Consider the following 26,862-nt stretch of genomic DNA (forward strand, 5'->3'; position numbering starts at 1 on the left):
TGACCAGGATTGCCAGGTTCTGCCTCTTCGCTCTTGGGGGATCTCTCGTGATCGAGGTGGTGCAGCCCCTACGCTGCGGGATTGCGGGAGTTGACGTTGCGTATCCGGGTGGCTGCACCGCATCCGATCCGTCGCCTCCCCCGCCACACCCCTTTCCTCGAACTGGAGGTGGACGGCGACGCAGTTGTTCCGGATGTGTGGGACCACCACGTGACGGGGGCGGGGCGCGACAACGGCATGACGTTCCACTGCCGTTTTGAGCCGCTGCCCCTGGCCTTCCCCTTGGGGGATGGTCAGGACGCCTGGCTGGATCGTCTGGAAGCATGAGCGCCGTCGCTTGGTGCTGCCGGCAATGCGCGAGGCCGGCGCGGGCACTCTGCTGTTCACCACCGGCGCTCGCTCCGTCAACCCTCAGCCGCCGACCGCCAACATCGACGCCGCCGCGGCGGCTCTGCGCAACTGGGCGATCAACCTCCACAAGGAGCTGGACGGCACCGGTGTGCAGGCCGCCCACATCGCCATCGACGCGACGATCGGCACCCCCACCTTCTCCGGACAGCCGCGGGGAACGGCCGACCGGATCGCGCCCGTCTACTGGGACCTCCACACCACTCACCGCGACCAGACCGAGCGCGTCTTCAGGGGCTGACGCCGCACGAGCAGACCAGTAATCCCCCTGTCCCCCTGCATCTGGCCGCCCAGGCACCATGGCCTACGCCTACGACTCTGAGATCACAGCGTGGCCTTCGATGCTCCCGAGCGGGCCGTTCACCGACGTCAGCGTCGAGCAGTTCGACGCCACCGCCGCCCGCATCGCCTCGGAGGCCGGCGCGGTGATGGTCTCCGTCGAATACCGGCTCGCCCCGGAGCACCCCTTTCCCGCCGAGCTGGAGGACTGCTACGCGGCCCGGGTGTGGACCGCGAAGTCCCGGGACACCACCGACGTCTCCCCCTACGCCGCCCCCGTCCGCGCCGAGAACCTCGCCGGACTGCCTCCCGCGTTCATCTCCGCCGGCCGGTACGACCCGTTCCTCGACGAGGACATCGACTACGTCCAACGCCTCCCCCACGCTGACGTCCCCACCGAACTCGCCCTCCACTCAGGGGTGCTGCACGGATTCCCCACCCCTGAATCCGCGGTAGGCAGACCCGTACTCACCAAGATGCCGGCAGCGCTGCACCGTGGGCTCGACGTATGAGACGGCTGACGCACTCGGCCCCGCACGCTGCGGGCCGTCACGACCCGGGGACCCACATGGCGGTCGACGCCGGCATCACGCTCTTCTTCCGTCTGTTCGGAAAGCGCTGGACCGGACTGATCGTGTCCGTACTCACCACGGGGCCGGCGTACTTCGCCGACCTGCGCCGGGCGATCCCCGGGATCAGCGAGCGCATGCTCTCCAACCGCCTCACCGAACTCGCCGCCGCGAAACTGATCGTGCGCGAGGTGGACGAGGGACCGCCTTTGCGAGTGTCCTACCGGCTGGCGGAGGCGGGCACGGCACTGAAGCCCGCGCTCAACGAGCTCGCGCGGTGGGCGCAGACCCATCTGCCGCGGACGTGGACTGGGTCTTGAAGGAGCTCAGCAGCAGCCACAGCAGGGGCGCCACCTCGATCACCACCAGCAGGGCCACGAGTGCGTTGCGCACCAGACGCCGGACGTGCCGGCTCTTCGGGAGGGCGGCCGTCGGCGGGCGGGTGAAAGGTTTCCGCGCGGACCCCTCGAACGCGCCGTCAAGCTGCTGCGGGCGCGCCACCCGGCCGTCCCCGTGACCTACTCGCTGGGCGAGCCCTGGCCCGGCGAACTCGACGACCTGCCCGAACGGGCGCAGATCGCGCACTTCCACTTCTACGTCTACGGCGTCCTCGGCGCGCTCTATGAGGCGGCGGGGCTCGGGCACGGCACCGAAGCGGCGCCCGAGACGGCCACCTGGCCCACCCCCGAACTGGCCGCCATGCTGCGCTCGGACGCGCCCGCCTTCAGCGACTACCAGCCGGACGAACCCTGGCGCCTCGCCGCCACCGGGATCCCCCGCGAACTGTTCTACGCACACGACTGGGTGGACCCCGACCGCTGGGACCTGTGGCTCTACGAGAACTATCCGGCACACCGGCAGGACATGCGGGAGACGCTGGCCTTGTGGGTCGACTCCGTCGCCGAGTTCGCCCGTCGCCGCGGCATCCCCGCCGTCCTCGGTGAGAGCGTCGTGGGATACACGCCACTCCTGACCCGTTTCGAGGAGGACGCCGTCGGCAAGGACATCGCGGAGTTCGTCGTCGACCGCTGTCTCGCGGCAGGCTTCCAGGGCGTCGTCCTGACCTCCAACGCGGCCCCGCACCACCCCATGTGGCACACCGACCGGGACTGGATGCGGCGGGTCAACGCCCGTGTCACCACAGGCTGACAGAGCGCGACCTGAGAGAAGCCGGTGGCCTGGTGGAGGAGGTGCGGGCCGAAACTCAGAACATGGTGTTGTCGTTGGCGCTCTTCTCGGGCACCTCCTGGATCACGTCCCAGTGCTCGACGATCTTTCCGTCGGCGATGCGCCAGAAGTCCGCCACGGCCATGCCACGATCGCCGGGCTTGAGATGCAGGTTGCTGTGGGTGACGACCACATCCCCTTCGGCGACAGCCCGCTTGATGTCCAGGCGCAGGTCCGGGAACTGACCGCGCAGCCAGTGGACGTAGCCGACGAACGCCTGCGGACTGTCCTGCGCCTCCGGGTTGTGCTGGATGTAGCTCTCGCCGAGATGCGCGGCGGCGGCCTGCTCCGGCTGACGGTCGTTGAACGCCTGCTCGTAAAACGCGATGACGAGCGCCTTGTTGTCGGCAGCGGGCACGAGCTTCTCCTGCTCTCTTGGTGCTGGATCGTGCGTCAGAGGGTCATGGCGTCGCGGACGAGCGCCGTGTCGACGAACTGCTCGAAGCGGACGATGCGTCCTGCGCGTACGACGAAGTGGTGGGCGACACGGACGTCGATCGGCTTCCCTGTCGCCTTGTTGGTCGCGGTGTAGCGGGCGAGGACCACGACGTTCTCCCCGTCGACGACGTAGGTGTCGTCGTGAGCGGTCCAGCCGTCCCAGTCCTGGCCGAGCTTCTCCATCACGCCGGCGGTGACGCCGTCGGGGGTCCGGTAGGTGCCGGCGAGGGGGAAGCCGGCCATCTCCGTCCACTCGACGTCGGGGGCGAGGGTGGCCCGAAGGGCCTCCAGGTCACCTGCCGCGGAGGCGAGGTACTGACGCCGTACGACATCGGCGGGGGCGGTGGACGTAGCGAACTCGGTCATGGTCAGCCCCACTTCATCTCGCCCTTGGCGACCTTCGCGCCGATCTGCGCGGCGATCAGCATGCCGTTGTCGGGGTAGCGCTTGACCAGTGCCTCGGTCAGGGCCGCACCGTCGGCCGCCGTGGCGAGCTCCTCCTCGAAAACGAGAAGGTACTCGCGGGTGGCGGAGATGGCGGACGCGTTGGCCGGGGCGCCGGGCAGCCGGTGGCCGGGAACAACCAGGTCGGGCTGTAGGGCGGCCATTTCGTCCAGCAGGTCGATCCACGCGGCACGGTCGCCGGGGGTGGGGGTGTCGGCGACCCAGACGTGCTCCTGCTGGAAGAGCAGGACGCCGCCGAGGAGGGCGCGGTGCTCGGCCTGCCACAGGTAGTGGCGGTCGGGCAGCGCGGCCGGGCCGCCCTTGAGCTCGAAGCGGTGGCCCTCCAGGGTGAGGTCGCCGGTGAGCGGGGTGAGGTCGACCAGGCGGGTGGGCAGGTTCGGGCCGAGCGCGGCCCACGCCTTGAGCTTGCCCTCGTAGGAGTGCTGGATGTGCTCGATGACGATCGGGGTGGCGACGAAGGCCGCGTCGGGGAAGGCGTCGGCGATGACTTCGGCGCCGAAGTAGAAGTCGGGGTCGGCGTGGCTGACGAAGACGGTGGTGAGCTTCTTGCCGGAGTCGAGGATCTCGGCGGCGAGGCGGTGGCCGTCGGCGCGGGTGAAGCCGGCGTCGACCAGCAGGGCGTCGTTCTCGCCGGTGACGAGGGTGGCGGTCTTGTTCTTGCTGCCGGCCGGGAAGTCGAGGTCGAGGACCTTGAAGGAGAGGGTGCTCATGCGGGGGTTCCTTTACACGAGGGATGGGGTGGGGGCAGGGAAGATCAGTGGGCGGCGAAGCGTGCGTCGACCTCGTCGGCGGTGGCTTGGCCGTAGGCCAGCGGGGTGACGGAGTCGCCGTCGACGGCGAGCAGAGTGGGGAACCCGGTAACGCCGAGCTGGACCGCGCGGCGGAAGTCGGCGTGGGCCGCGGTCTGTGCGTCGGGTGCTTCGAAGGCGGCGACGACGGCATCCGCGTCGAGCCCGGCGGCCTGGGCGACCGTCCGGTAGGTGGCCGCCTCGGACAGGCTGAGTCCGTCGACGTAGAAGGCGGCCTGGAGGGCAGCGGCCAGCTCCGCCGCGCGGTCGGGGGCGACCTGGCGCAGGGCGGCGACACCGCGGGCGGCGGCCTCGGAGTCCATCACGAACGAGCCGTCGGCGATCAACTGCTCGTAGGCTGCGCCGAACTCGGCGCCGGTCAGTTCGGCGATCTTGGCGTTCGCGCCCTGGACGTAGCCGAACTGGCGGACGGGTACCTGCCGCGATCCGGTGAACAGGCCGCCGGAGACGACTTCCACCGGCAGTTCGGGGTGACGGGCTGCGACCTCGCTCAGTGTTCCGGAGAATCCGTGCGACCAGCCGCAGTAGGCGTCGAAGACGTAGACGAGCTTCATCGAAGACCTCGGCAGAGATGTGCGCCCGCGGGTTGCGAGCGATTCACCTGACAGAACAGTAACTGACGCGTCAGATATTTCAAGGTTCGTGTGAGGTGGGGCACATGGGTGTGGCTGACCACATCAGTACACCAGCGTTACCGCTGGTCCGCAGGTCAGGGCAGTCGGGGCAGCAGGTCCCGGGCCGTGTGGCTGAGGATGCGGAGATCCTCAGCGAACCGCTTCCGATCCGCCTCGGGCAACGGATCCACGAGGTACCGCTTGATGTTCTCCAGGTGCACCCGGGACGCGCGTACGACCGTCTCCTCGCCCAGCGGCGTCAGCCGCACCAGCTTTCCGCGCCGGTCGTCGGGAGAGTCCGCGCGCGTCACGAAACCCGCCGCCTGCATGCGATCCACCAGCCGGGTGGCACCGCCCGTGGTCAGCACCTGCTCCTGGGCGATGGCACGCATCGAAAGCCCCGGCTCGCCCGCACGCCCGAGGATCAGCAGCACCTCGAAGACCAGATGGCTGATGCCGCACTCCACCTCCAGCGCCCGGCCGAGGATGTACTCCAGCCGGTTCGCCGCCCCCTGCAGCCGCCCGAACGCCAGGATGAGCTCGTGGTCGGCGGCCTCCTTCGCCGTCCTGATCTCAGCTTCCTCGCCCACGGCCGCGCCGCCCCCTCTTGTTCGTCCCGGTTCCACCGTACCGATCATGCAGGAACGAGACGGGGCGACGGAGACACCTGGACCGGTCGAGCGACAAGCAGTGCCAGTCGTTCCTGCGGCGGCGCGAGGTCGGGGCGACATCAGGGCGGCCGTCAACACATCTGGTACGGGGCCGGCCTGTCTGGACTCCTGGACCTCATCCACGTACGCCCTGCCCTCAACCAGCGGGCGGTGAGACAAGAGCACCAGGCGAAGACGTTCACCGAAGCCCTGACCGCGGCCGAGGAACACCTGGAGATGCCGTACCGCGTACGGCGTCGGCCGGAGTCCTCGGCCTCCATGCGGCAGCAGCTCACGGACCAGGTCCGTCGCAGGACCGACGAGGGGATGGACCTCGGGTCCGCCTACCCCCGCGACCGATCAACCGCCGCACGAGCAGCCTGCATTGAGGTCACCTGCGGACTAACGCCGCACCCTCGGCATCCCCAGCCCGATCCACGAGATGATCTCCCGCTGGATCTCGTTGTTGCCGCCGCCGAAGGTGAAGATGACGGCGGAGCGGTAGCCGCGTTCCAGTTCGCCGTGCAGGACGACTCCCGCGGAGCCCTCCTTCAGGGCGCCGGTCGCGGCGACGATCTCCATGAGCCAGGCGTAGGCGTCGCGGCGGGCCTCGGAGCCGTAGACCTTGACGGCGGAGGCGTCCTGCGGGGTGAGGGTGCCTTCCTGGACGGCGTTCACCATCTGCCAGTTGAGGAGTTTCATCGCGTCGAGCCTCGCGTGGGTGCGGGCGAGGAGGCGGCGGACCCAGGGGAGGTCGACGACGCGGCGGCCGTCGGCGAGTTTGGTCTCCATGGCCCAGTGCTGGACGTCGTGCAGGGCGCGGATGGCCATGGTGCCGTGGGCGGCGAGGGTGACGCGTTCGTGGTTGAGCTGGTTGGTGATCAGGCGCCAGCCCTGGTTCTCCTCGCCGACGCGGCGGGCGACCGGGACGCGGATGTTCTCGTAGTAGCTCGCGGTGGTGTCGTGCGAGGCGAGGGTGTTGATCACCGTGCAGGTGTAGCCGGGGTCGGCGGTCGGCACCAGGAGCATGGTGATGCCCTTGTGCGGCGGGGCGTCGGGGTCGGTGCGCACGGCGAGCCAGACCCAGTCGGCGGTGTCGCCGTTGGTGGTCCAGATCTTCTGGCCGTTGACGACGTACTCTCCCCCACTCTCGGCTTCGCTCGAGCGGGAGGGGCCCCCACCCTCCCGTACGGCGCGCGTCTTCAGCGCGGCCAGATCCGTGCCGGCCTCCGGCTCGCTGTAGCCGATCGCGAAGTCGATCTCGCCGGCTAGGACCTTCGGGAGGAAGTACGCCTTCTGCTCGTCGGTGCCGAACTGCATGATCGTCGGGCCGACCGTGTTGAGCGCCATCAACGGCAGCGGAACGCCGGCCTGCGCGGCCTCGTCGAAGAAGATGAACTGCTCCATCGGCGTCAGCCCGCGCCCGCCGTACTCCTCGGGCCAGCCGACACCGAGCCAGCCGTCCGTTCCGAGCCGCCGGATCGTCTCGCGGTAGAAGCGCTTCTGGGCGGCCGGGTCGGCGTAGCGGGAGTAGGCGTGGTCGGGCACCAACTCGGCGAAGTAGGCGCGCAGTTCGGTGCGCAGCCGCTGCTGCTCGGGCGTGTATTCGAGATGCACGGCGCCTCCAGGCTCCCCAAGGCCGGTCCTGACGGCGCACACCGTAGAACGTGTTCCAGAAATAGGGAATGGCGAGGCGGCGACGACCCGGACCTCGCCCTCGACGGGGTCTGTGTCAGCATGGGCCGATGAGCAGCGCGAACGACTCGAACGACCCGCTCCACCTCTTGATGGGCCTGGAGGTGAGCGCCGTGTCCTTCGTGCGCGACTACGTCGAGCTTCACTTCGACGGGCCGGTGCTGCGGGCCTTGAGCGACCCCATGGGGGTGTACGGGGGTCGCGAGTGGCGCTTCCCCGCACCGGGGTCGATGGAGCTCATGCGCTGCTACATCGGCAGGACCGTCGACGGTTTCGAACTGGATCCGGAGCGGATTCTCGCCCTGGGCTTCGGGGAGCACCGCTTCGTCGTCCCGCTGGACTCCGACAATGGCTGGGGCCCCGAGTCGGCCCACATGATCGGCGTCGGCGAGGACGGCCGGCCCTCTCCGCGCGGCGGGTTCTGGACCTGGTAGCGAGGGCGGCGCCGGTCCGGAACGAGCGGCTGTCCGTTGGTCTCGGCGACAAAACGGTGCTGCGGCCCGTCAGTTCAGCGTCGTCAGGAACTCCGTGCACGCCCGTGCGCACTCCCGGCAGGTCGCCGCCTCCGCCTCGGCGCCCGGCCGTGCGTCGAAGACCTGCGCGCTCTCCAGGCAGACGAGCAGGCACCACTTGGTCTGGAGGCGCAGGGCTGACTCGTCCTGGAGGTTCTGCTCGGCCAGCATCCGGCAGGTCGCGTCGCACACCTCCGCGCACAGCAGCGCCTTGCTTCGTACGAGGGCCTCGTGGCCGGTCACGTCCGGACCGGAGCGGCTGACGCGCAGCACACAGGCCCGCGCACACCCGGTGCAGGCCTGTGCGCAGGCGAAGCGGTCCTCCAGGAACCGGACGAGTTCCTGCTGCGTGGTCAACGCCGTCACCCCCTTCGGGTTGCCGCTGCCGGCCGGGGCAAACCCGGCACGGGGGGCGTACGGGGTGCGCGGGCCCCCGGCGATCAGTACGGTGGCGATCAGTACGGTGCTGTCCAGGTGTTCGGCCTCGGACATGAGCGACCGCGCACGTCATCGAGGGGTTGAGGCGGCATGGCCGGCAAGAAGGCGGCAAAGCTGCCGCGCGCGAAGTACGAGACCGAACTGCTGCGCCTGCAGACCGAGTTGGTGAGGCTCCAGGAGTGGGTGCGGGCCGAGGGCACCCGGCTGGTGATCGTCTTCGAGGGGCGCGACGCGGCCGGCAAGGGCGGCACCATCAAACGGGTCGCCGAGCACCTCAACCCGCGCGTCGCCCGGATCGCCGCACTGCCGAAGCCGACCGACCGCCAGCGCACCCAGTGGTACTTCCAGCGGTACGTCGAGCATCTGCCGGCCGCGGGCGAGATCGTACTGTTCGACCGCTCCTGGTACAACCGGGCCGGGGTGGAGCGGGTGATGGGGTTCTGCTCCAAGGAGGAGTACCAACTCTTCCTGCGCCAGTGCCCCATCTTCGAGCGGATGCTCGTGGAGGACGGGATCGTGCTGCGCAAGTACTGGTTCTCGGTGAGCGACGCGGTGCAGCAGGACCGGTTCCGGCGCCGGCTGGAGGATCCGCTGCGGCGCTGGAAGCTCTCGCCGATGGACCTGGAGTCCATCACCCACTGGGAGGACTACTCGCGGGCCAAGGACGAGATGCTGGTGCACACCGACATCTCGGGGGCCCCGTGGTACGTCGTCGAGAGCGACGACAAGCGCCGGGCCCGGCTGAACATGATCGCCCACCTGCTCGGCTCCCTCCCCTACCGCGAGGTGTCGCCCCCGGTCCTCGAACTCCCGCCCCGCCCGCCGTCCACCGGCTACGAGCGTCCGCCGCGCGATCTGCAGACGTACGTCCCCGACCACGCGGCGAGCCTCTGAAGCGGCCGGGTCGAGGAACACCGTGTCCCACAGCCCGGGCGGGCGCTCCCTGGAGTGGCGGCGCCTGACCCCCGGGATCGCCGCGCTCGCCGGATACCGGCGTGCCTGGCTGCGCGGCGATCTGCTGGCCGGGGTCACGGTGGCCGCGTATCTCGTCCCGCAGGTGATGGCGTACGCCGGGGTCGCCGGGCTCCCGCCGGTCGCGGGGCTGTGGGCGATCCTGCCCGCGCTCGCCCTGTACGCCGTACTGGGCTCGTCCCGGCTGCTGTCGGTCGGCCCCGAGTCGACGACCGCGCTGATGACGGCGACCGTCGTGGGCCCCCTCGCGGCCGGCGACCCGAGCCGCTACGCCACGCTGGCCGCCGCCCTCGCGGTGACGGTCGGTCTGCTCTGTCTCGTCGCGTGGGCGGTACGGCTCGGCTTCGTCGCCGATCTGCTCTCCCGCCCGGTCCTGATCGGCTATCTGGCGGGCGTCGCCCTGATCATGATCGTGGACCAACTGCCCAAGCTCACCGGGGTGTCGACGACCGGTACCGCGTTCTTCCCCCAACTCTGGTCCTTCCTGCGGCACTTGGATCAACTCCACGCGCCCACCCTGGTGTTCGCGGTGGTCGTGCTCGGGTTCCTGTTCACGGTGGCTCGGCTGTCCCGGACGGTGCCGGGCCCGCTGCTGGCCGTGGTGCTGGGCACGGCGGCCGTGGCCCTCCTCGACCTCGACGACCGGTACGGCATCAAGGTGATCGGCCACGTCCCGGCAGGACTTCCCACGATCGGCCTGCCGGACCTCACCGAACTCCCCCACCTGGTGCTGCCCGCGCTCGGTGTCCTGCTCGTCGGCTACACCGACTTCATCCTCACGGCGCGCGCCTTCACCGGCGGCGACGAGGACGAGGGCCCAGGCCTGGACGCCGACCAGGAGTTCCTGGCGCTGGGCGCGGCCAACCTCGGCGCCGGCGTGCTCCACGGCTTCCCGGTGAGCAGCAGCGCCAGCCGCACCGCGCTGGCCTCCTCAGCGGGCGCCCGCAGCCAGGCGTACTCACTGATCGCCGGAGCGGTCGTCCTGGCGGTCCTCCTCTTCCTGAGCCCCCTCCTGTCGCGCACCCCCTCGGCGGTCCTCGGCGCCCTCGTCGTCTACGCGGCCGTCCGCATGATCGACCTGACCGGCTTCCACCGGCTGGCGACCTTCCGCCGCCGCGAACTCCTGCTGGCCCTCGGCTGTTTGGCGGGAGTGCTCGCCCTGGACATCCTCTACGGCGTGATCGTCGCCGTGGGCCTGTCGGTGGCCGAACTCCTCACGCGGGTGGCCCGTCCGCACGACGCCGTCGAGGGGCTGGTCCCCGGTGTGGCCGGCATGCACGACGTGGACGACTATCCGCGGGCCCGCACGATCCCGGGCCTGCTCGTCTACCGTTACGACTCACCGCTCTTCTTCGCCAACGCGGAGAACTTCCGCCGTCGTGCCCTGGCCGCGGTAGCCCAACAGGCCGTCCCCGTCCGCTGGTTCGTCCTCAACGCCGAGGCCAATGTGGAGGTGGACATCACCGCCCTGGACGCGGTCGACGAACTCCGCCGCGAACTCGCCCACCGGGGCGTCGTGTTCGCCCTCGCCCGGGTCAAGCAGGACCTCCTCGACGACCTGGAGGCGTACGGGCTGGTGGAGTCGGTCGGCACGGACCACATCTTCCCGACGCTGCCGACGGCGGTGGCCGCGTACCGGGAGTGGAGCGGCACACCCGACGAAGGAGCGGCGGGACCTGTGTGACGTGGTGCCCGAACCGCCTACAGCCAGGCGGCCAGGAGGTTCTGGACCGGGTCACCGCCGTCGCGCGCCAGGTAGAGGGCTCGCGCGCCGACCCACAGGACGGTCGCGCCGAGGCGGTCGGGGTGGCGGTCGAGCATCGCGTGGAAGTACGCGTCCGGGGTGGCGCAGCCGGCCAGGACGTCCTCGGCGTCGTCGAAGTACCGGCGGGTCTCGCGGATGAGGCGGGCCGCGTCGTCGTCGAGGTTCTTGTTCTGGTGGCTCGCGACGATCCGGCGCGGCTCCAGCGCGGCGACCGTGTCGACGGCCTTCCGCCAGGCGTCGAGACTGCCGCCGGCCGCCTCGCCGAGGTACTGGTGCACGCCGTTGTAGATGACGTCGCCGGCCACCACCAGGTCGAGGTCGGGCACATGCAGCACGGCACAGTCGTCGGAGTCGGCGTGGCCCACTTCGACGATGTTCAGGGCGTGCCCTTCGAGGGTGAGGCGGTTTCCGGGCACTGTGACCGCGGTGACGGGCGAGGGCGGGATCTGTCCGGGGAACAGCTTGTCCCAGAGCACCTCCCGGAAGGCCTCGTTGCCGCGCATCTGCTCGATGGTTCCCGCCGTGGCCACCACCTCGGCGCCGAAGCGGTCGGCGAGCCCGCCCGCGGTGAACCAGTGGTCGCCGTGTCCGTGCGTCGCGAAGATGTGCGTCAGCCGCTTGCCGCTCGCCTCCACCCAGTCCCCGACCCGCTCCGCCTGCCCGGTCGTCAGGGGCGGGTCGACGAGCACGGCGTCCCGCGCGCCGTGGATCAGGGTGACGGCGATGGGCTGGTAGGCGCGCGGTTCCCCGTTGGGCAGCGGCCCGGAGACGTTCAGGGGCAGCGGGTCGGCGACGAGGACGTCGTAGCCGAGGGTGGTGGCGTCGGACACGGTCTCTCCTTGGGGGTGTGGCGGTCAGCGCGGCCGGTCGAGGAATCGGGTGACGTCACGCGCGAACCGTTCGTGGTGCTGGAAGAGGAAGCCGTGTGCCGCGTCCGGGTAGATGGTCAGCTCCGCACCGGTGATGAGTCCGGCCAGCAGGTGGGAGTACCTGGGGAGGATCATCGGGTCGCTGTCGCCGTTGGCGACGAACACCGGGATCCGGATCGCGGCCGCGCGCGCCAGAAGCGACACGTCGGGCACTCCCCAGGTGCAGACGGCGTCGTACTGCGCCTGGCGGGTCTGCCAGGTCGTCGGGGTGTCGGGATCGGTCCTGGAGAACATGCGGCCGAGCGCCTTCTCGCCCGCTGCCCGGCTCTCGGGCGAGCGGGTGTAGAAGACGTCGAGCATCGTGGCCGGGGCCAACTCGCGCCCGCCGACGGAGTCGATGACCCACTTCTCCCACCCGTGCATGCCGGGTGCGCCCTGGGGCGCCGACGAGGCCAGTACGAGGCGGCGGACGAGCGCGGGCCGGATCAGCGCGATGTCCTGGGCGACGAAGGAACCCAGCGAGAACCCGAGGAGGTCGGCCCGGTCCACGTCGAGCGCGTCGACGAGGGCCAGGGCGTCCCGCGCCGTCTCCGCGACCGTGCCGGGCGTGACGCCGCCGGATCCGCCGACGCCGGCGTTGTCGAAGGCGATGACACGGCGGCCGGCGGCGAGGGCGTCGACCAGGGCCGGGTCCCAGTTGTCGAGGTTGCCCCTGAAGTGCGTCAGCAGGACCAGCGGCACCCCGCCCTCGCCGACCTCGCGATACGCGTACTCGATTCCGTCGGCGGCGGTCACCCGCCGGATGGGCGCCTGGGAGTAGTGCGGCACCGTCGGCCTCCTCGTTGCCGTGCCTTCCGTCCGGCAGCAGGCTCGATCACCGGTCGACGGCCTGTCTCTCACCTGAACAGGTGAGGCACGCGCGCGTGCCCGGTCCGAGCGGTGGCCCGGTGACGCGCTTCTGCGGGTCCGGCGGTGGGGCTAGCCTGGGGTTGTCCGGACGGGAGCGACGGTTCGGTCCGGGGTTCGACAGCGGTCTCCGACAGAGGGTTGACGCGTGGGTGAGCTTTTCGGCCGTGACGAGGAGCGCGCCCACCTGCGCGCCGTCCTCGATCACGCCCGGCGTGGCATGAGCGCGGTCGTCGTGCTGCGCGGTGGCGCGGGCGCCGGCAAGACCGCTCTCGTGGACTACGCGCACCGCACGGCGGAACCGGAGTTCGACGTCGTCCGGTTCGACGCCGTCGAGTCCGAGGCGGAACTCGGGTACGCCGCACTGCACCAGCTCCTCCTGCCCTACCTGCCCCGCCTCCCCGACCTCCCGGAGCCGCAGCGCGAGGCCATCGCCCAGGTCTTCGGACTCGAGCGCCGGACCACGCCGCCGGACCGTTTCCTGGTGGCCATGGCCGCGCTCGGCCTGCTGGCGACCCGGTCCGCCGACCGGCCGCTGCTGTGCCTGGTGGACGACGCGCACTGGCTGGACGCCGACTCCGCCGAGGTGCTCTCCTTCATGGCCCGTCGGCTGCACGCGGACTCGGCCGCCGTGGTGTTCGCGGCCCGCGACACGGCCGACCTCGTCGACCGTCTGACCGGCCTCCCGCGCCTGTCCCTCGCCGGTCTGGATCCCGTGTCGGCCGGCCGGCTGCTCGCGTCGGCGGTCGACGGGACCCTCGACCCGGAGGTCGGCGCCCGCATCGTCGCGGGTACGGGAGGCAACGCGCTGGCACTGGTCGAGGCCGCGCGGGAACTCCGTCCCGACCAGCTCAGCGGCCAGTCCCCGCTCCCCCAACTCGTGCCCCTGGGGCCGGAGTTGGAGCGCAGCTATCTGCGCGAGGTGATGTCCCTGCCGCCCCGCACCCGTGACCTGCTGCTGACCGCCGCCGCCGACCCCACCAGCGACCCCGGCCTGCTCTGGCGCGCCGGCACCGAACTCGGCTTCACCGCCACCGAAGCGGCAGTCGCCGAGGAGCGCGGCCTCCTCACCATCCGCGACACCGTCCGCTTCCGCCACCCGCTGATCCGTTCGGCGATCTACTACGGCGCTCCGCTCGCCCGGCGGGCCCGCGTGCACGCCGCCCTGGCCGCGGTCTCCGGCGACCCGGACAAGTCCGAGCTACGGGCCTGGCACCTGGCGGCGGCCGCCACCGATCCCGACGAGTCGGTCGCGGCGGAGCTGGAGCGCGCCGCGGAACGCACCCGGGACCGCGGCGGGTGGACCGCCGGCGCCACCCTGTGGGCGCGCGCCGCCGCGCTGACGTCCGACCCGCCCACCCGTGGCCGCCGCCTGCTCGCCGCCGCCGAGGCGAGCGCGGTGGCCGGCGCTCCCGACCGGGCGCAGACCCTGCTCGACGAAGCGGCCGCCCACCGAGACGACCCCGCTCACAAGGGAGCGGTCCTGCGGGTCCAGGCACGCGTCCACCGGCTGACGGGCGCGCCCGGGGCGGCCACCGGTTCCCTGCTCGCGGCGGCGCGCGAGCTGGGCCCGGTCGACATCCGCCTGGCCCGGGACGTACTGGTCGAGGCCCTGGTCCAGGCCCAGATCAGCGATGTGCTCGCCCCGCGCGGCGCCACCCGTCGCAGCGTGGCGGAGGCCGTCCGCACCCTCCCGCTGTCGGCCGGCCTCCCGACCACCACGGGCGACCTGATCCTGGAGGCCGACACGGCGGTCCATCTGGAGGGGCTCGCCGTGGCGACTCCCCTTCTCCAGAAGGCGATCGCGGCGGCGCGCGGCGAGGAGTCGACCGCCCCGGAACTCTTCCAGTGGCTGGCGGCGGCCTGCTCGCACGCCACCGTCCTCGGCGACGACATCGCCCTGCACGAACTCGCCCGGCGGATGGAGTCCGAAGCGCGACGGCAGAGCATGGTGATCCCGAGGGCGCTGGCTCTCAGCCACACGGCCCTGTCCGAGTTGATCGCCGGCCGACTGGCCGAGGCCGAGCGGCTCTTCGACCGGCGCGCGGCGCTGGAGGAGGCCCGCGGCGGTGAACTCCACCTGGGAGCCCTGCTGTTGGCCGCCTGGCGCGGGGACGTCGACCGGACGCACCGCCTCATGGACGCCGTCGACGAACACGCGGCCGGCACCGGCCAGGGCTACCAGCTCGTCTTCCGCGCCTACGCCCGGTGCGTCCTCGAACTGGGCCAGGGCCGCTACCGCGAGGCGTACCTCAGCTTGGAGAACCGCATCGGGGAGCTGTCCCAACTGAAGTTCGCCCTCGTGGACCTGGTCGAGGCGGCGGTCCGCTGCGGCAGGCCCACGGAGGCGGCGGAACTGACGGAGCACCTCGGCCGACTCACCGAGTGGTCCCCGGTACCCGGCCTGCTCGGCGACTTCGCCCGCGCCCAGGCCCTGACCCGCACGGACCCGGCGGAGACCGAGCGGCTCTACCTGGAGGCCGTCAAGCACCACGAGAACACCCGGGGCCCCGGCCGCCGCGCCCGCAGCCACCAGCTCTACGGCGAGTGGCTGCGCCGGGAACGCCGGATCAAGGAGGCCCGCTCCCAACTCCGCACCGCCCACGGGCTGTTCGAGACGACCGGGGCATACGGCTACGCGGCGCGGACGGCGCGGGAACTCGCCGCGGCAGGCGCCCCGGTCGAACCCCGGGACACTCCCCGCGCCGGAAACGACCTGACCGCCCAGGAAACCCGGGTCGCCCACCTGGCCGCGTCCGGCGCGACCAACGCGGAGATCGCCGCCCAGTTGTTCCTCAGCGCCCACACGGTGGACTACCACCTGCGCAAGATCTTCCGGAAGCTGGACGTCCGCTCCCGTCGCGAGCTGGTGCTGTGACCGCGTAGGTTCACCGGGTCGGGCCTGGCGCGCGTTCGGATGCGCCGCGACTCGGTCTCCGCGGCTGCTCGGCTCCGAGGGATCAGCCGGTGAATTCGTTGACGCCGAGGGCGAAGTCCCAGTGGCCGACCCCGTTGCCGGCGAGGCCCACCGTGACCAGGCCCATTCCTTCCAGCCAGTGCGCCATCTTCAGGCCGCCGGCGTCCAGCGGGCGCAGCCCGAGGCTCTCGATGAATGCCGCCACGCCCGCCTTGGCCTGCGCACTGTCGCCGGCGATGAAGACGTCGGGCCGGCCCTTCTCCAGGACGCTACTGAAGATCGTGTTGAACCCCTTCACCACGCTGGCGCCGGCCGGGGCCACTTTGGCGACTTCCTGCGCGACCGAGGTCTCCTCGCTGTGGGCCAGCCCGTCGAACGTGGCGTTGAAGGGGTTGCTGATGTCGACGATGACCTTGCCCGCGAGGGCGTCCCCGTACTCGGTGACGACCGGGACGACCCCGGCGTACAACAGGGCCGTGATGACGATGTCCCCGGCCGGGACGGCGCCCCACTTGCCCGTGGTCGTACCGCCGCCCAGAGTCTTGGCCAGGTCACCGGCCTTGGACTGATCGCGTCCCATGACCTCGACGGTGTTGCCGCCCGCCACCGCGAGCTTGCCGATGGTGCGGGCCATGTTCCCCGTACCGATGAGGGTGATGCTGCTCATGAGGTGTGCTCTCTTCCTGTTGGTTCAGATGGCGGTGGTGCCGCCGTCGGTGACCAGTTCCAAGCCGTTGACGTAGCTGGAGTCGTCGGAGGCGAGGAACAGGGCGACGGTGGCGATTTCTTCGGGGCGGCCCATCTCTCCGCGGGGGATGAGGGACTCGAATGCGGCCTTGGTCGCCTCGTCGAACAGTTCTTCCTGTTTGGCGGTGGCGACCTGGCCGGGAGTCAGGACGTTGACCCGGATCTTGCGGTCGCGCAGTTCGTTGAGCCAGACGCGAGCCCAGGCATGCTGGACGGCTTTGCTTCCCGCGTAGAGGCTCCAGCCGGGGAAGGCGCCGAGGGAGGCGTTGGATCCGGTCATGAGGATCGAGCCGTTGTCGTTGATCAGCGGCAGTGCCTTCTGCACGGTGAACAGCGTGCCGCGCGCGTTGAGCCAGAAGGCGCGGTGGAACTGTTCTTCGGTGATCTCGCCGAGAGCGGCGGGTTCGCCCATACCGGCGCTGGCCCACAGCACGTCGATCGAGCCCTTTTCCCGCTTGACGGTGTCGTACAAGCGGTCCAGGTCCTCCAGTTCGGACGCGTCACCCTGGACGGCGGTGACGTTGCGGCCGATCAGCTTGACGGCGTCGTCGAGTGATTCCTGCCGCCGGGCCTGGATGAAGACGTGCGCTCCTTCCTCGACGAACAGTTTGGCGCCGGCCAGTGCCATGCCGGTGGATCCGCCGGTGATCACTGCTACCTTGCCATCGAGCTTTCCCATGACCACTCCATTGAATTGATAGGTATCCGAATCGGGTATCCGAATCAATTGACGAGTATCCGAAACAGTGAACCCTTGCCATTTCCCGACTCGTTGCGATTCGGGTCCCAGCCGTCAGCCGGCGGGAAAGTAATGGCCGTTGTCCAGATCGGCGAGCAGGCCGGGCTGAGCGGGTTCCCAGCCGAGGGTCCGGCGGGTGATGAGATTGGACGCCGGATAGCTCTGCGTGACTATGTTCGCGAGGAATCCGAAGTATCCCGGCACCATCAGTACGTCCACGGGAATGCTGACGACGGGCAGGCCGAGACGGCTGCCGATGGCCTCGGCGATCTCGCGGAACGGAATGCCCCCGTCCCCGACCGCGTGCCAGTACGGGCCGGCCGGCCCCTTCTCCAGCGCCAAGCGGAACAAGGAGGCGACATCGCGGATGTGCACGGCGTTCCACAGGTTCGCGCCGTCGCCGGGGTAGCCGACGAAACCCTTCTCCTTCGCGAGCGCGATCAGCACGGGGAGGAAGCCGGCACGATCGGTCGTACTGTGCGCGATGTTGGCGATCCGCACGATCGAAGACCGCACCCCCTGCTCGGCGAGGCCGACCACGGTGGTTTCCACGACGTTGCGAATCCGCAGGGTGCCCTTGTACTCGTCGCCGCTGGGAAGGGCCGGGTCCTCCTCGGTGACCGGTCGGCCCAGGTCCCCGCCCGAGCCTATGCTCCCCGCTGCGACCAGCGGCTTTCCGGTTCCCGCGAGTGCCTCGCCGTACGCGAGCATGATCGGGACCTCCGCGGCGGCCACGGCGTCGAGCCCGCCGGAGGGAAGCAGGTCCTGTCGGTGCGCGACGTGGATGACGCCGTCGGAGTCCGCGGCCGCCTCCTTGAGCCCGTCGAGATCCTGGAGGTCGCCGCGACGCACCTTCGCGCCGAGCGCGGACAACGCCGCCGCGGCGGTGTCCGACCGGGCCAGGCCGGTGACCTCGTGCCCGGCGGCAATGAGCTCGGGGACGATGTACGAACCGGAATGGCCGGTCCCACCAGTAACGAAAACGCGCATTTTGCTGTCCTTTTGAGGGTAGGAGGAGCGACTGTTCTTCTCGTGCCGTGGATCGACTGGCGTGATGTGGCGCGAGAAGCAGTGGTGCGGATGCGCTCAGCGCAGGATGGTGATGCCGAGGGAGAAGTCGGTGTGCTTGACGGAGTGGGTCATGAGGCCCAGCTCCAGCAGGCAGACGTTCTCCAGTGCTCGCGCCATCGGCAACTTCCCGGTGTCCAACGGGCGCAGCCCCAGGCTTTCGATGAACGCCGACACGCGTGCCTTTGCCTGCGCGTCGTCGCCGGCGATGAACACGTCCAAGGGGCGGCCCTCGGCCGGGCCGGCCGCCAGGACATGAGAGAACAGGGTGTTGAACGCCTTGACGACATGTGCGCCGACGGGGGCCGCCTTGGCGATCTCCTGCGCGCCGGAACTGCCGTCGGGGGTGACAAAGCCCTGGAGATCGGGGGCGACGGGGTTGGTGATGTCGATGATGACCTTGCCGTACAGCGCGTCCCCGTACTCGCTCACCACCGCCGCCGCGGCGGCGTACGGCACGGCGAGGACAACGATGTCCCCGGCCGGGGCGGCGGCCGTCCCGACAGTGGCGCCGTCTAGCGCGCCGGCCAGTTCCTTGGTCTTGGCCGGGTCGCGGCCGATGATCTCGACGGCGTTGCCGCCGGCCAGCGCCCGGCCGGCCAGGGCACCGGCCATGTTCCCCAGGCCGATAATGCTGATGCCGCTCATTCGTGTGCCTGCTTTCTGGAGCTGGACAGGACGCCATGCCCACTCCGTCGTTTTTGACGATTGTGTCGTCGACTTCGTCGAATGACGCGACGGACGGCGCTCAATTCCTTTTGCGCTCATTCTGGGCCTGGGCCCTGCCGTAAAGTTCCGATGTCGAATTCTTGTGCCGAATTCGCTTCGATCCCATGGGGTACATATTCAGGTTGCCATTGGCCTGAGCCGGTGTCCAAGACCTCTTTTAGGCATGGTGATACCCTGAAAGCATCACCATGCCGGGAGGCGCTGTGGATCTGGATCTGGACCTGCGCAAACTGCGTTACTTCGTCGCCGTGGCCGACCAGTTGCACTTCGGCCGGGCCGCCGATGAGCTGCATATCGCGCAGCCGGTGCTCAGCCGGCAGATCCGCGCGCTCGAGCAGGATCTCGGCGCATCGCTGTTCACCAGGGATCGCCACGGCGTAGCGCTGACCGACGCGGGCCGACAACTGCTGGCCGACGCCGGTCCGCTGCTCGCCTCCACGCACGCGATCCGCCGCCGGGTGTCCGTGGCCGCTCGCGGCAGCCGGCGGCTGATGGTCGGTTTCCGGGCCGGCATCCCGGTCATCCCGGCGGCGCGGGCGTTCGAGGCCAAGCACCCGGACGTGGTCGTGGACGTGCAGCGGATCGAAGGGGACGACCAGGCCTCGATGCTGCTCGACGGCCGCATCGACGTCGCCTATGTGCGGCTGCCCATCGACGAGACCGGCCTGCGCGTCACCCCGCTGTACACCGAGCCGCGGGTGGCGGTGCTGCCCGCCGGCCACCGGTTGGCCGGCAAGGAGGAAGTCACCGAGGCCGACCTGGCCGACGAACCGCTGGTCTGGCATGCCGACCCGAGCACGCAGCCCACCAGGCGCCCGCACCCCAACGCGGGGTACCTGGTGCGCGGGGTGGACGAGACGCTCGAGCATGTCGCGGCCGGCCGGGGCATCTCGTTCCTGGCCCGTTCGGCGTCCGTGTTCTACTCACATCCAGACGTCGTCTACGTGCCCATCCCGGATCTGACGCCCGACCAGGTGTGCCTCGCGGTGGCGGCATCGCGCACATCGCAAGTGGTCGACGACTTCTTCACCGCGGCTCAGGCGACGGCCGAGATCACGTCGGAATGCGGGAACTATGAAATGTGGCAGCTCGGAAGCGATGCCGTTTCCTAGCACGGTTGAGCAGTCCGCGAGGCACTTCCACTCCTCGGTGCGCTCGGGAGCTCGGGTGACCTCACGCGGCTCAAGACTTCGCGCACCCGCTGCCGGTTTTCCCGCGGCGGAAGAGCACACCACGTAGTGACCCGGCCCCCGCGACCACGTGCCGCACGTGATTCCGTCGCGGCGGTCCGCGGTGAGACTGGCGGCATGGCCCGCCACGCGCGCGTGCCTCACCTGCGAGGAAACGGGAACCCCATCATGCCCATGATCGACGTCTACGCGGCCGAGGGAACCATCAAGGACCGCAAGCGGCTCGCCCAGAACCTGGCGCAGGCCGTCATGCGCTGGGAGAAGGTCCCGGCGATCCCGTTCTTCACCGACAACACAGCCGCCTTCGTCCACGAACTCGACGCCGACGCCTTCTCCGACGCCGGCGGCAACAGCACCCACATCCGCGTCAACGTCACCACGAACGCGGGGGCGTTGGACCGCGAGCAGCAGTTGGGCCTGGTCAAGGAGATCTCGGACCTCGTCGCCGAGGCGGCCGGTGACCCCTCTCTCGCCGACCGCACCTGGGTGGCCCTGACCGAGGCCGTCCCCGGGGGCTGGGGCATCGGCGGTCACTCCTACACGAACGAGGAGATCGTCCGGCACGTGCGCGAACTGCTCGGCAAGGCCTGACCTCGGCGTGGTGAGAGTTCGTGTGCTGCGCGGTCGCGCCGGACCGATGTCGAGCGCGCTGCGGGTCGTCCGTCGGGCGAAGCGTTCGGGGCAGGGCGGGATCCTGCTGATCACGGGCGCGGCCGGCATCGGGAAGACCGCGGTCCTCGACGCCGTGCGCGCGGAGGCCGGCAGTGCGGGGTTCGTCGTGGGGGCGAGCAAGGCGGACGAGGTCGATCGTGTCTCGCCGGGCCTGCCGGTACTGCTCGCGCTGCGGTCCGGTAGTCAACCCCTGCTGTCCTCGAAGGAGTTCGAGGACGTGGTGACGCTGGTGGATCAGCCGCTGCTGTTCGTCGACCGGATCTGCGCGCTGCTGGAGGAGGCCGCGAGCCGCTCGCCCGTTCTCCTCGCGATCGACGACCTCCCATGGATCGACCGGCTGAGCCGACTGGCGCTGCGGGTGCTGCCGGCGCGGTTGGCGGGTCTGCCGATCGTCTGGGCGTTCACGTCCCGCGACCGGACGGACAGGCTGGCCGAGGAGTCCCCCGGGGGCAGCTTCTACGGCGTTCCGATCGAGGAGATCGCCCTCAACCCCCTCGATCTCACAGCCCTGTTGGAGATCGCGCGCGACTGGCTCGGCTCCGCCCCGGGCGCCGGCACCCGCCGCATGCTGGAGGGCGTTGCCGGTACCCCCTTCTTCGCCGTGCAGATCCTGGAGGGCATCGCCCGGGCCCGAGCGCAGGGCCGGAGCGAGGACGAGGTACCGGCGGAGTTCGTGGCGGGAGTCCGCCGACAGTTGGCCGTGCTGCCGAGCGGGGCGGCCGAACTCGTCCGGCTGGCAGCGGTGTTGGGCCGCCCCTTCGGCTTCGAGGACGCCGCCGGCCTGATGGCGGACCAACCGCCGGCGACGGTGTCCGAGCTGATCGAACACGTCACGGCAGCGGGCTTCTTCGAGCCGCGCGGCGCCTTGATCGCCTTCCGGCACGATCTCGTCCGGGAGACCGTCTGCGCGGACCTGTCCGACGGCACCCGCCGTCGTCTGCATCACCGGTGCGCGCGCCACCTGTTGGACACCGGACACGGCGCCCTGAGCGCGGCCCCGCACGCCGTGGCGGGCGGCAGGAGCGCGGACGGCGCCGCCGTAGCCATCCTCGGAGCAGCGGCCGACGAGGCGCTGGCGTCCATGCCGGACACGGCCGGTGACCTGATCGTCTCCGCCCTCGCGCTGACCGGCCCGGACCAGCCCGGCTACTGGGAGCTCGGGATCCGGTGCGTCGACATCCTGAGTCGGGCCCAACGCGCCACCGAGGCCGTGCACTTCGCCGATTCCCTGCTCGGCAAGGCACCGCCCGTCGAGGAGGCCGCGCGCATCGAGGTGTTCGCCGCCCGCGCGCTGTGGCTGACGGGCCGGTTGACGGAGTCGGTCGGCCGTATCGACGCCGTCCTGTCCACGGGGCAGGTGTCCGCCCCGGTACTCGCCCGGCTGCGGGCCGCCCGCGCCCTGGCCGTCACGCGTGCCGAACCCGCCGAGAGCGCCCGGGTGGAGGCCGAGGCGGCCCTCGCCCTCGCGCGCGCCACGGACGACCGCCCAGCACTGGAGACCTCGCTCCTGGCGCTCGCCGAACTCGCCAAGAACTCGGGCCGCCACGCCCAATCCCTGTTCTACTTCAGGGAGTTGCGCACGGTCGCCGGTGCCGCGTACCTCCCCGCGGAGATTCTCGTCCTGCACCTGCTCGACCGGTACACCGAGGCCCAGGCGCTGCTCGATGCCGCCCGCAAGGACGCGGAGAGTCAGGCCGCGGCGGTGCTGCCGTCCATGGCGCACGCCCGGATCTGGCAGGACTTCCACGGCGGGCGCCTGGAGGACGCCGAGGCAAGCGCGTCGGCGCTGGTGACCCTGGGGGCCGAACTCGGCGACCGGGTATACGAACTTGACGCCGTCTCCGTCCTCAGCACGATGGAGCTGTACCGCGGCGACCTCGCACGGGCACGCGCACTGCTCACGCCGTACCTCACCTGCACCGAGGTCGACGACGACGTGCGCGGACCGGGTCTGATCCTCATGCGGGGGTGGCTGGCCGCCGTGGAAGGTGACGTCGCGCAGGCGCTGACCGTCCTCGGTCCGCTGCTCTACTCGGCGCGTGAGGGCCGGAGTTGGTGGCCCTGGTGGCCGGGCTGGATGCCGGTGTTCGCGCGTCTGGCGCTCGCGGGTGGTGACGCCCGGTTCGCGGAGGAGGCGGCCGTGATCGCGGAGGAGGGTGCCGCCCGCAACCCCGGCGTCCCTACCTTCGAGGGCCTGGCGCTGCATGTGCGCGGGCTGGTCGAGGGTGATCGGAAGCTGCTCCACGCGGCGGCGGACGTCCTGCGGGACACCCCGCGCCCGACGGTTCGCGCGGCCGTCGCCGCCGATCTGGGCCGGGCGCTCCTCGCCGAGGGACACCGCGACGAGGGGATCGTCCACCTCGAACGGGCAGGGCAGCTCTACCACGACATCGGCATCGGGCCGTCCCTGCTCGCCGTCCAGGAGACCTTGCGCGGAGCGGGAGTTCGGCACACGAAGTGGGCGACGGGAGCGGCCCGCCCCAGGACGGGCTGGCAGGCCCTGACCAGGACGGAACGGGCCGTCACCCACCTCGTCGGTTCCGGACTCACCAACAGGGCGGTCGCCGACAGTCTGGGCCTCTCCCCCAACACCGTCGGTACTCATGTCCGTTCGGTCTTCGCGAAGTTGGGCGTTCACTCGCGCGTGCAGTTGGCGAACGCGCTGCACTCCCGCGAAGCCGAACCGTCCGGTCCGGCTAGCTCTTCTGCAGGGCGCGGGTGACACCCGCGATGACCGCGGTCGTCAGCACCCAGCCGAAGGCGATCAGCAGGTAGGCCAGCGCCTGGAGACCGCCGTTCGTCCAGTACCAGGACGTGCGTTGGCCCAGGCCGCCGATGGGGATCAAGAGGTCGAGCGTGTAGACGAGGGGCTGGAACGGGGCGGATGCGCCTCGTTGGACCGGAGTGGGGCTGTGCGTGCCGAAGGACAGCGTGCCGAGCAGGATCAGCGCGAGGAGCCAGACGCCGGCCAGCCAGGGGCGGTAGCCGTAGCCGACGGTCACGTCGAGCAGGTGTCCCCACGCGCGCGCGGCCCAGGGCAGGCTGCGCCGCCGGTGGCGCTGTCTGGCCAGGAGCACGCGGCGGGCTTCGTCGTCGTGGCCGGCCTTGCGGTACCAGCTCGCCAACTGCTCGTAGGGCTGGGGGTTGTAGCCGGGGCTGCGGCGTATCCATGCCACGCGGGAGGCCGCGGAGTTCCGCCGGCCCGCCGTCTCCTGCCGCTCGCCCGCCTCGCTCGCCTTGATGGAGCCGTAGACGAACCCTTCCAACTCCACCACGTCCGGCCAGCTCTGCTCACTGTCGTGGAGGTAGGACACCTGCGCGCCCTGGAGGTCCACGGCGCCGGACGGTGGCCGGGCGAGGGTGAGGTCGAAGTCGACGGCCTGCATCAACAGGGCGGTCAGGGACGGGCCTTGGCCGTCGGGCGGTCCGTCGAGGACGGCTCCTTGGAAGGTCAGGGTGCCCGATGTCCGGGTGCCGTGCAGCCGTACGGTCCCGTTCGCGGTGAACCCGTCGGAGAAGTCGAGAGTCGAGGCCACCGCGTTGTCCAGGGAGAGCGAGACTCCGCGCGGACCGGGGTCCGTCAGGTGTGCGCCCTGCATGAACAGTCCGCCCGGCAACTGAGCGCCCAGCAGACGCACTTCGCCCCGCGCGACGAACCCGCCCCGGCAGAAGAAGCCGCCTTCCATGACCAGGCCGCCGGCGGCCACGGCCCATCCTCCGGGCGCGTTCATCTCGGCCCTGTTGAGGACCACTCCGCCGGTCACCCGGGCGTTGGTGAGCGACAGAGCGGTGATGTCGTGGTTGAAGGGCGAGGAGGCGCCGCCGTCCACGTGTGAGCGCCGCAGGTCGAGGTTTCCGTCGATGCGCGCCGACCCGGCGTCGATGCCGGGTATCCGGCTTCCTTTGATCACGAGCGTCTGTGTCGACGCCCCGAAGAGGCTCACCGGCTCCTCGACCCAGCACTCGTCGATCCAGAGGGACTGGCCGATCTGCGCGCCGGCCAGGTTGAGGGACCCGGTGATCCGGGCCCCGGCCAGCCTCAGGCATGCGACGGCGCCCGGTTGCGTGGCGTTCGCGCCCAGGAGGAGCGCCGTGATCACGGCGGCCCGGACCGTGCGGCCGGGGGCCCACTGCCCACCCTCGGCGACACGGTCGTCCTCGGGGACGCCCGTGCGCAGATCCACGGGGCGCCCCTCCGGGAACGCGTCCCACAGTTCACGCTCCGGTGCGGTCAACTCGTCGTAGGAGAGCACCCGTTCAGAGTAGTGATCTTCCCGGGCGCTCGCCTCGCCTCGTCGTCGGCCGCGCGCCGCTGTCCTACTTCAGGTGCCGGTCCAGGAACCGGCCCCCGTCCTCCAACTCGAAGGACGGGGTACCGGTGTGCCCGCCCAGGTTGGCGTGCAGTGTCTTCTCCTTGGTGCCGAAGGCGTCGAACAGGTCCAGGGCGCGCTGCCTGGGGTTCCCCTCGTCGTCCCACTGCAACAGGAACAGCAGCGGAACGGTGACCTGCCGGGCCTCCTCGCGCTGGGCGAGGGGCACAAAGCCCCCGGCGAAGAAGCCGGCGGCCGCGATGCGTGGCTCGGTCACCGCGAGGCGGATGCCGAGGGCGGTCCACCCCGAGTACCCGACCGGGCCGCCGATCTCGGGCAGTGCGAGGAGGGCGTCCAGGGTGGTCCGCCATTCCGGGACCGCGTTCTCGACCAGCGGGCCGACGAGGGACTCGAAGATCTCGTCGACCGGTTCGCCGGCCCGCATCGCCCGGCGGAGATCGGCGCGGGCTTGATCGGCGGCGGCGGATCGGGGCCGGTCACCGCACCCGGGCGCGTCGATGGTGGCCACCGCGTAGCCGTACGTCGCGGTGGTCCGGCCCCGGGCGATCAGCCGGGGATCGCTCTTGGGCAGGCCGTTGTTGTGGGCCATCAGGATCAGCGGAGCCGGTGCGACGGATTCGGGCGTCCACAGGGTGCCGGGAATCTCGCCGAGGGTGAACTCGCGCTGGAGGACGCCGTCGTCGAGGCGCTGCTCGGAAGTGAAATGCATGGTCGTGCCTTTCGGGAGGGCTCATGAACGGCGCTCCCGGACGACTCAGCGTCCGACCGTGACCCCGGAGGGGAGCACCCATGTCGATACTTCGGTCACGGGTACCACCTCCTCGTTCTCTCGCACGGCCTCCGGCAAAGTAGCAGCGGCCGCCGTGGTCCGCCAACGGCTTTTCGAGGGGAGCGCCCCGGCCCGTGGTGGTGGGCCGGGGCGCGCTTGCCGCGAGCGGTCAGGCGACGGCCTTGGCGGCGTCGAGGATGAGGTCGGCGACGGCCTTGGGGTGGCTGAGCATCGCGACGTGGGACGAGCGGGGCAGTTCGACGATCTTGCGCGCGTTCGCACGGCTGTACATCCAGCGCTCGCACGCCGGCGGGATCGCCTTGTCCTGGCCGGCCACCAGCCCCCACACCGGGATCGCCTTCCAGGCCGCGGCCGTGGTCGGGAAGGTGAAGGAATCGGCGTCGAACGGCCGCTGCGTGGCCTGCAGGACCCGGAAGTCGGCCGTGGAGATGTCGGCGGCGAACGCCGCCTGGCCGTCCTTGCTCAGGTACAGATCGATTCCTGTCGTGCCGTCGGCCTTCGTGTACGGAACCGGCACGCTCACCGGCTCGACCTCGCTGCCGGGGAACTTGGTGATGAGCTCCCCCTGCGTCTCGCCCACCTCGGGCACGAAGGCGGCGATGTAGACCAGCGCCTTGACGTTGGCCTTCCCGGCGGCGGCGTTCGTGATGACCGTTCCGCCCATGGAGTGCGCGACCAGCACGACCGGTCCACTGATGGAGTCCAGCAGGCTCGCGATGTACGGGGCGTCGGTCGGAATACCCCGCAGCGGGTTCGACCCGCTGATCGTGGTGTAGCCCTTCTCCTGCAACTTCCCGATGGTGGCGTTCCAGCACGACGAGTCGGCGTAGCCGCCGTGCACCAGCACGATCGTGGGCTTCACCTTCGACTTCTCCTCACTGGTACCGGAGGCGGCCGTGGCCGCACCGGCCGTTCCTGCTGAGCCGGCCACCAGCGCCGCCGAACCGGCCAACGCCGCTCCGGTGGCCAGTACGTGACGGCGGGAAACTTCGGCACTCATGGGACTCCTCGCGCAATGCGATGGGGGATGGGGCTCGGCCACGCGGGGGGCGGCTTGACCGGC

The 26,862-nt window shown here is 70.7% G+C and carries 28 protein-coding genes; 12 read left to right on the forward strand and 16 right to left on the reverse strand.

Going from position 1 to position 26,862, the window contains the following annotated elements; all coding sequences use genetic code 11:
* The first annotated feature begins 81 nt into the window (after positions 1 to 81).
* The 5 genes from OG223_RS06220 to OG223_RS06240 all read left to right on the forward strand — a co-directional run bounded on the left by OG223_RS06220 (position 82) and on the right by OG223_RS06240 (position 2,405).
* Positions 82 to 327, forward strand: a complete 246-nt coding sequence (locus OG223_RS06220; RefSeq protein WP_329243556.1) for a hypothetical protein — start codon at positions 82 to 84, stop codon at positions 325 to 327.
* 10 nt (positions 328 to 337) lie between these two features.
* A complete protein-coding gene (locus OG223_RS06225; protein ID WP_329243559.1) occupies positions 338 to 649 on the forward strand; it encodes a hypothetical protein in 312 nt (103 codons plus the stop codon).
* Positions 650 to 749: 100 nt separating this feature from the next.
* Entirely contained in the window at positions 750 to 1,199 is a 450-nt protein-coding gene (locus OG223_RS06230; protein ID WP_329243561.1) for an alpha/beta hydrolase, read from the forward strand.
* Entirely contained in the window at positions 1,196 to 1,576 is a 381-nt protein-coding gene (locus OG223_RS06235) for a winged helix-turn-helix transcriptional regulator (RefSeq protein ID WP_443073688.1), read from the forward strand. The genes OG223_RS06230 and OG223_RS06235 overlap by 4 nt, the downstream gene beginning before the upstream one ends.
* Before the next feature lie 85 nt (positions 1,577 to 1,661).
* Positions 1,662 to 2,405, forward strand: coding sequence for a hypothetical protein (locus OG223_RS06240; RefSeq protein ID WP_329243564.1), 744 nt, complete (start codon positions 1,662 to 1,664; stop codon positions 2,403 to 2,405).
* A 55-nt stretch (positions 2,406 to 2,460) separates the two neighbouring features.
* On the opposite strand, the gene OG223_RS06245 is transcribed toward OG223_RS06240, so the two are convergent.
* From OG223_RS06245 to OG223_RS06270, 6 genes are all read right to left on the reverse strand, one after another.
* Positions 2,461 to 2,841 carry a nuclear transport factor 2 family protein gene (locus OG223_RS06245; RefSeq protein WP_329243567.1) on the reverse strand — a complete coding sequence of 127 codons (381 nt, stop codon included), beginning with the start codon at positions 2,839 to 2,841 and terminating at the stop codon, positions 2,461 to 2,463.
* Between the two features lie 35 nt (positions 2,842 to 2,876).
* Positions 2,877 to 3,287, reverse strand: a complete 411-nt coding sequence (locus OG223_RS06250) for a nuclear transport factor 2 family protein (RefSeq protein WP_329243570.1) — start codon at positions 3,285 to 3,287, stop codon at positions 2,877 to 2,879.
* A 2-nt stretch (positions 3,288 to 3,289) separates the two neighbouring features.
* Positions 3,290 to 4,096: an MBL fold metallo-hydrolase gene (locus OG223_RS06255; RefSeq protein ID WP_329243573.1), complete on the reverse strand. Its 807-nt coding sequence runs from the start codon at positions 4,094 to 4,096 to the stop codon at positions 3,290 to 3,292.
* A 44-nt stretch (positions 4,097 to 4,140) separates the two neighbouring features.
* Positions 4,141 to 4,749, reverse strand: a complete 609-nt coding sequence (locus OG223_RS06260) for a DsbA family protein (protein ID WP_329243576.1) — start codon at positions 4,747 to 4,749, stop codon at positions 4,141 to 4,143.
* 155 nt (positions 4,750 to 4,904) lie between these two features.
* Positions 4,905 to 5,399, reverse strand: a complete 495-nt coding sequence (locus OG223_RS06265) for a MarR family winged helix-turn-helix transcriptional regulator (RefSeq protein WP_317881189.1) — start codon at positions 5,397 to 5,399, stop codon at positions 4,905 to 4,907.
* Positions 5,400 to 5,861: 462 nt separating this feature from the next.
* The gene (locus OG223_RS06270; protein ID WP_329243580.1) at positions 5,862 to 7,076 is read right to left on the reverse strand and encodes an acyl-CoA dehydrogenase family protein; all 1,215 of its coding nucleotides are present in this window, start codon (positions 7,074 to 7,076) and stop codon (positions 5,862 to 5,864) included.
* Positions 7,077 to 7,204: 128 nt separating this feature from the next.
* On the opposite strand from OG223_RS06270, the gene OG223_RS06275 reads away from it, so the two are divergent.
* A complete protein-coding gene (locus OG223_RS06275; protein ID WP_329243582.1) occupies positions 7,205 to 7,588 on the forward strand; it encodes a hypothetical protein in 384 nt (127 codons plus the stop codon).
* A 69-nt stretch (positions 7,589 to 7,657) separates the two neighbouring features.
* Here the strand turns inward: OG223_RS06275 and OG223_RS06280 are convergent, their stop codons facing one another.
* Entirely contained in the window at positions 7,658 to 8,032 is a 375-nt protein-coding gene (locus OG223_RS06280) for a ferredoxin (RefSeq protein WP_329265165.1), read from the reverse strand.
* A 162-nt stretch (positions 8,033 to 8,194) separates the two neighbouring features.
* Between OG223_RS06280 and ppk2 the strand changes: the two genes are divergently transcribed.
* Both ppk2 and OG223_RS06290 read left to right on the forward strand, forming a co-directional pair.
* Positions 8,195 to 8,998, forward strand: coding sequence for a polyphosphate kinase 2 (gene ppk2 / locus OG223_RS06285; RefSeq protein ID WP_329243585.1), 804 nt, complete (start codon positions 8,195 to 8,197; stop codon positions 8,996 to 8,998).
* A 22-nt stretch (positions 8,999 to 9,020) separates the two neighbouring features.
* The gene (locus tag OG223_RS06290) at positions 9,021 to 10,760 is read left to right on the forward strand and encodes a SulP family inorganic anion transporter (RefSeq protein WP_329243588.1); all 1,740 of its coding nucleotides are present in this window, start codon (positions 9,021 to 9,023) and stop codon (positions 10,758 to 10,760) included.
* A 17-nt stretch (positions 10,761 to 10,777) separates the two neighbouring features.
* Here OG223_RS06290 and OG223_RS06295 read toward each other — a convergent pair whose 3' ends face one another.
* Together OG223_RS06295 and OG223_RS06300 are read right to left on the reverse strand one after the other, a co-directional pair.
* A complete protein-coding gene (locus OG223_RS06295) occupies positions 10,778 to 11,671 on the reverse strand; it encodes an MBL fold metallo-hydrolase (RefSeq protein WP_329243591.1) in 894 nt (297 codons plus the stop codon).
* Between the two features lie 24 nt (positions 11,672 to 11,695).
* Complete coding sequence (locus OG223_RS06300; protein WP_329243594.1) at positions 11,696 to 12,538, reverse strand: alpha/beta fold hydrolase; 843 nt, start codon at positions 12,536 to 12,538, stop codon at positions 11,696 to 11,698.
* Between the two features lie 226 nt (positions 12,539 to 12,764).
* On the opposite strand from OG223_RS06300, the gene OG223_RS06305 reads away from it, so the two are divergent.
* Entirely contained in the window at positions 12,765 to 15,494 is a 2,730-nt protein-coding gene (locus OG223_RS06305; RefSeq protein WP_329243597.1) for an ATP-binding protein, read from the forward strand.
* 82 nt (positions 15,495 to 15,576) lie between these two features.
* On the opposite strand, the gene OG223_RS06310 is transcribed toward OG223_RS06305, so the two are convergent.
* From OG223_RS06310 to OG223_RS06325, 4 genes are all read right to left on the reverse strand, one after another.
* Positions 15,577 to 16,200 (reverse strand): NADPH-dependent F420 reductase, encoded by a 624-nt coding sequence (locus OG223_RS06310; RefSeq protein ID WP_329243600.1) that lies wholly within the window; start codon positions 16,198 to 16,200, stop codon positions 15,577 to 15,579.
* Between the two features lie 24 nt (positions 16,201 to 16,224).
* Complete coding sequence (locus OG223_RS06315; RefSeq protein WP_329243603.1) at positions 16,225 to 16,959, reverse strand: SDR family NAD(P)-dependent oxidoreductase; 735 nt, start codon at positions 16,957 to 16,959, stop codon at positions 16,225 to 16,227.
* A gap of 114 nt (positions 16,960 to 17,073) precedes the next feature.
* Complete coding sequence (locus tag OG223_RS06320; protein WP_329243606.1) at positions 17,074 to 18,009, reverse strand: SDR family oxidoreductase; 936 nt, start codon at positions 18,007 to 18,009, stop codon at positions 17,074 to 17,076.
* 96 nt (positions 18,010 to 18,105) lie between these two features.
* On the reverse strand, positions 18,106 to 18,735 hold the full coding sequence (locus tag OG223_RS06325; RefSeq protein WP_329243609.1) for an NADPH-dependent F420 reductase: 630 nt from the start codon (positions 18,733 to 18,735) through the stop codon (positions 18,106 to 18,108).
* 290 nt (positions 18,736 to 19,025) lie between these two features.
* Here OG223_RS06325 and OG223_RS06330 point away from each other — a divergent pair, with 290 nt between their 5' ends.
* The 3 genes from OG223_RS06330 to OG223_RS06340 all read left to right on the forward strand — a co-directional run bounded on the left by OG223_RS06330 (position 19,026) and on the right by OG223_RS06340 (position 23,400).
* Positions 19,026 to 19,928, forward strand: coding sequence for a LysR family transcriptional regulator (locus OG223_RS06330; protein ID WP_329265167.1), 903 nt, complete (start codon positions 19,026 to 19,028; stop codon positions 19,926 to 19,928).
* A gap of 246 nt (positions 19,929 to 20,174) precedes the next feature.
* Positions 20,175 to 20,597 (forward strand): tautomerase family protein, encoded by a 423-nt coding sequence (locus OG223_RS06335; protein ID WP_329243612.1) that lies wholly within the window; start codon positions 20,175 to 20,177, stop codon positions 20,595 to 20,597.
* Between the two features lie 10 nt (positions 20,598 to 20,607).
* On the forward strand, positions 20,608 to 23,400 hold the full coding sequence (locus tag OG223_RS06340) for a LuxR C-terminal-related transcriptional regulator (RefSeq protein ID WP_329243615.1): 2,793 nt from the start codon (positions 20,608 to 20,610) through the stop codon (positions 23,398 to 23,400).
* On the opposite strand, the gene OG223_RS06345 is transcribed toward OG223_RS06340, so the two are convergent.
* From OG223_RS06345 to OG223_RS06355, 3 genes are all read right to left on the reverse strand, one after another.
* Positions 23,375 to 24,931 (reverse strand): oxidoreductase, encoded by a 1,557-nt coding sequence (locus tag OG223_RS06345; protein WP_329243617.1) that lies wholly within the window; start codon positions 24,929 to 24,931, stop codon positions 23,375 to 23,377. The two genes, OG223_RS06340 and OG223_RS06345, sit on opposite strands and share 26 nt — an antisense overlap.
* 64 nt (positions 24,932 to 24,995) lie before the next feature.
* On the reverse strand, positions 24,996 to 25,718 hold the full coding sequence (locus OG223_RS06350; RefSeq protein ID WP_329243619.1) for an alpha/beta hydrolase: 723 nt from the start codon (positions 25,716 to 25,718) through the stop codon (positions 24,996 to 24,998).
* A gap of 229 nt (positions 25,719 to 25,947) precedes the next feature.
* Complete coding sequence (locus OG223_RS06355; RefSeq protein ID WP_329243622.1) at positions 25,948 to 26,799, reverse strand: alpha/beta fold hydrolase; 852 nt, start codon at positions 26,797 to 26,799, stop codon at positions 25,948 to 25,950.
* Positions 26,800 to 26,862 lie beyond the last annotated feature (63 nt).

Origin of the sequence: Streptomyces sp. NBC_01478 (assembly GCF_036227225.1) — a bacterium.
GTDB lineage: Bacteria > Actinomycetota > Actinomycetes > Streptomycetales > Streptomycetaceae > Streptomyces.

What these genes read in the sequence shown, in the direction of transcription:
- OG223_RS06230 (WP_329243561.1), top strand. Translation starts at nt 750, where the DNA reads ATGCTCCCGAGCGGGCCGTTCACCGACGTCAGCGTCGAGCAGTTCGAC.
- OG223_RS06235 (WP_443073688.1), top strand. Translation starts at nt 1,196, where the DNA reads ATGAGACGGCTGACGCACTCGGCCCCGCACGCTGCGGGCCGTCACGAC.
- OG223_RS06250 (WP_329243570.1), bottom strand. Translation starts at nt 3,287, where the DNA reads ATGACCGAGTTCGCTACGTCCACCGCCCCCGCCGATGTCGTACGGCGT.
- OG223_RS06255 (WP_329243573.1), bottom strand. Translation starts at nt 4,096, where the DNA reads ATGAGCACCCTCTCCTTCAAGGTCCTCGACCTCGACTTCCCGGCCGGC.
- OG223_RS06260 (WP_329243576.1), bottom strand. Translation starts at nt 4,749, where the DNA reads ATGAAGCTCGTCTACGTCTTCGACGCCTACTGCGGCTGGTCGCACGGA.
- OG223_RS06275 (WP_329243582.1), top strand. Translation starts at nt 7,205, where the DNA reads ATGAGCAGCGCGAACGACTCGAACGACCCGCTCCACCTCTTGATGGGC.
- ppk2 (WP_329243585.1), top strand. Translation starts at nt 8,195, where the DNA reads ATGGCCGGCAAGAAGGCGGCAAAGCTGCCGCGCGCGAAGTACGAGACC.
- OG223_RS06310 (WP_329243600.1), bottom strand. Translation starts at nt 16,200, where the DNA reads ATGAGCAGCATCACCCTCATCGGTACGGGGAACATGGCCCGCACCATC.
- OG223_RS06315 (WP_329243603.1), bottom strand. Translation starts at nt 16,959, where the DNA reads ATGGGAAAGCTCGATGGCAAGGTAGCAGTGATCACCGGCGGATCCACC.
- OG223_RS06320 (WP_329243606.1), bottom strand. Translation starts at nt 18,009, where the DNA reads ATGCGCGTTTTCGTTACTGGTGGGACCGGCCATTCCGGTTCGTACATC.
- OG223_RS06325 (WP_329243609.1), bottom strand. Translation starts at nt 18,735, where the DNA reads ATGAGCGGCATCAGCATTATCGGCCTGGGGAACATGGCCGGTGCCCTG.
- OG223_RS06335 (WP_329243612.1), top strand. Translation starts at nt 20,175, where the DNA reads ATGCCCATGATCGACGTCTACGCGGCCGAGGGAACCATCAAGGACCGC.
- OG223_RS06350 (WP_329243619.1), bottom strand. Translation starts at nt 25,718, where the DNA reads ATGCATTTCACTTCCGAGCAGCGCCTCGACGACGGCGTCCTCCAGCGC.
- OG223_RS06355 (WP_329243622.1), bottom strand. Translation starts at nt 26,799, where the DNA reads ATGAGTGCCGAAGTTTCCCGCCGTCACGTACTGGCCACCGGAGCGGCG.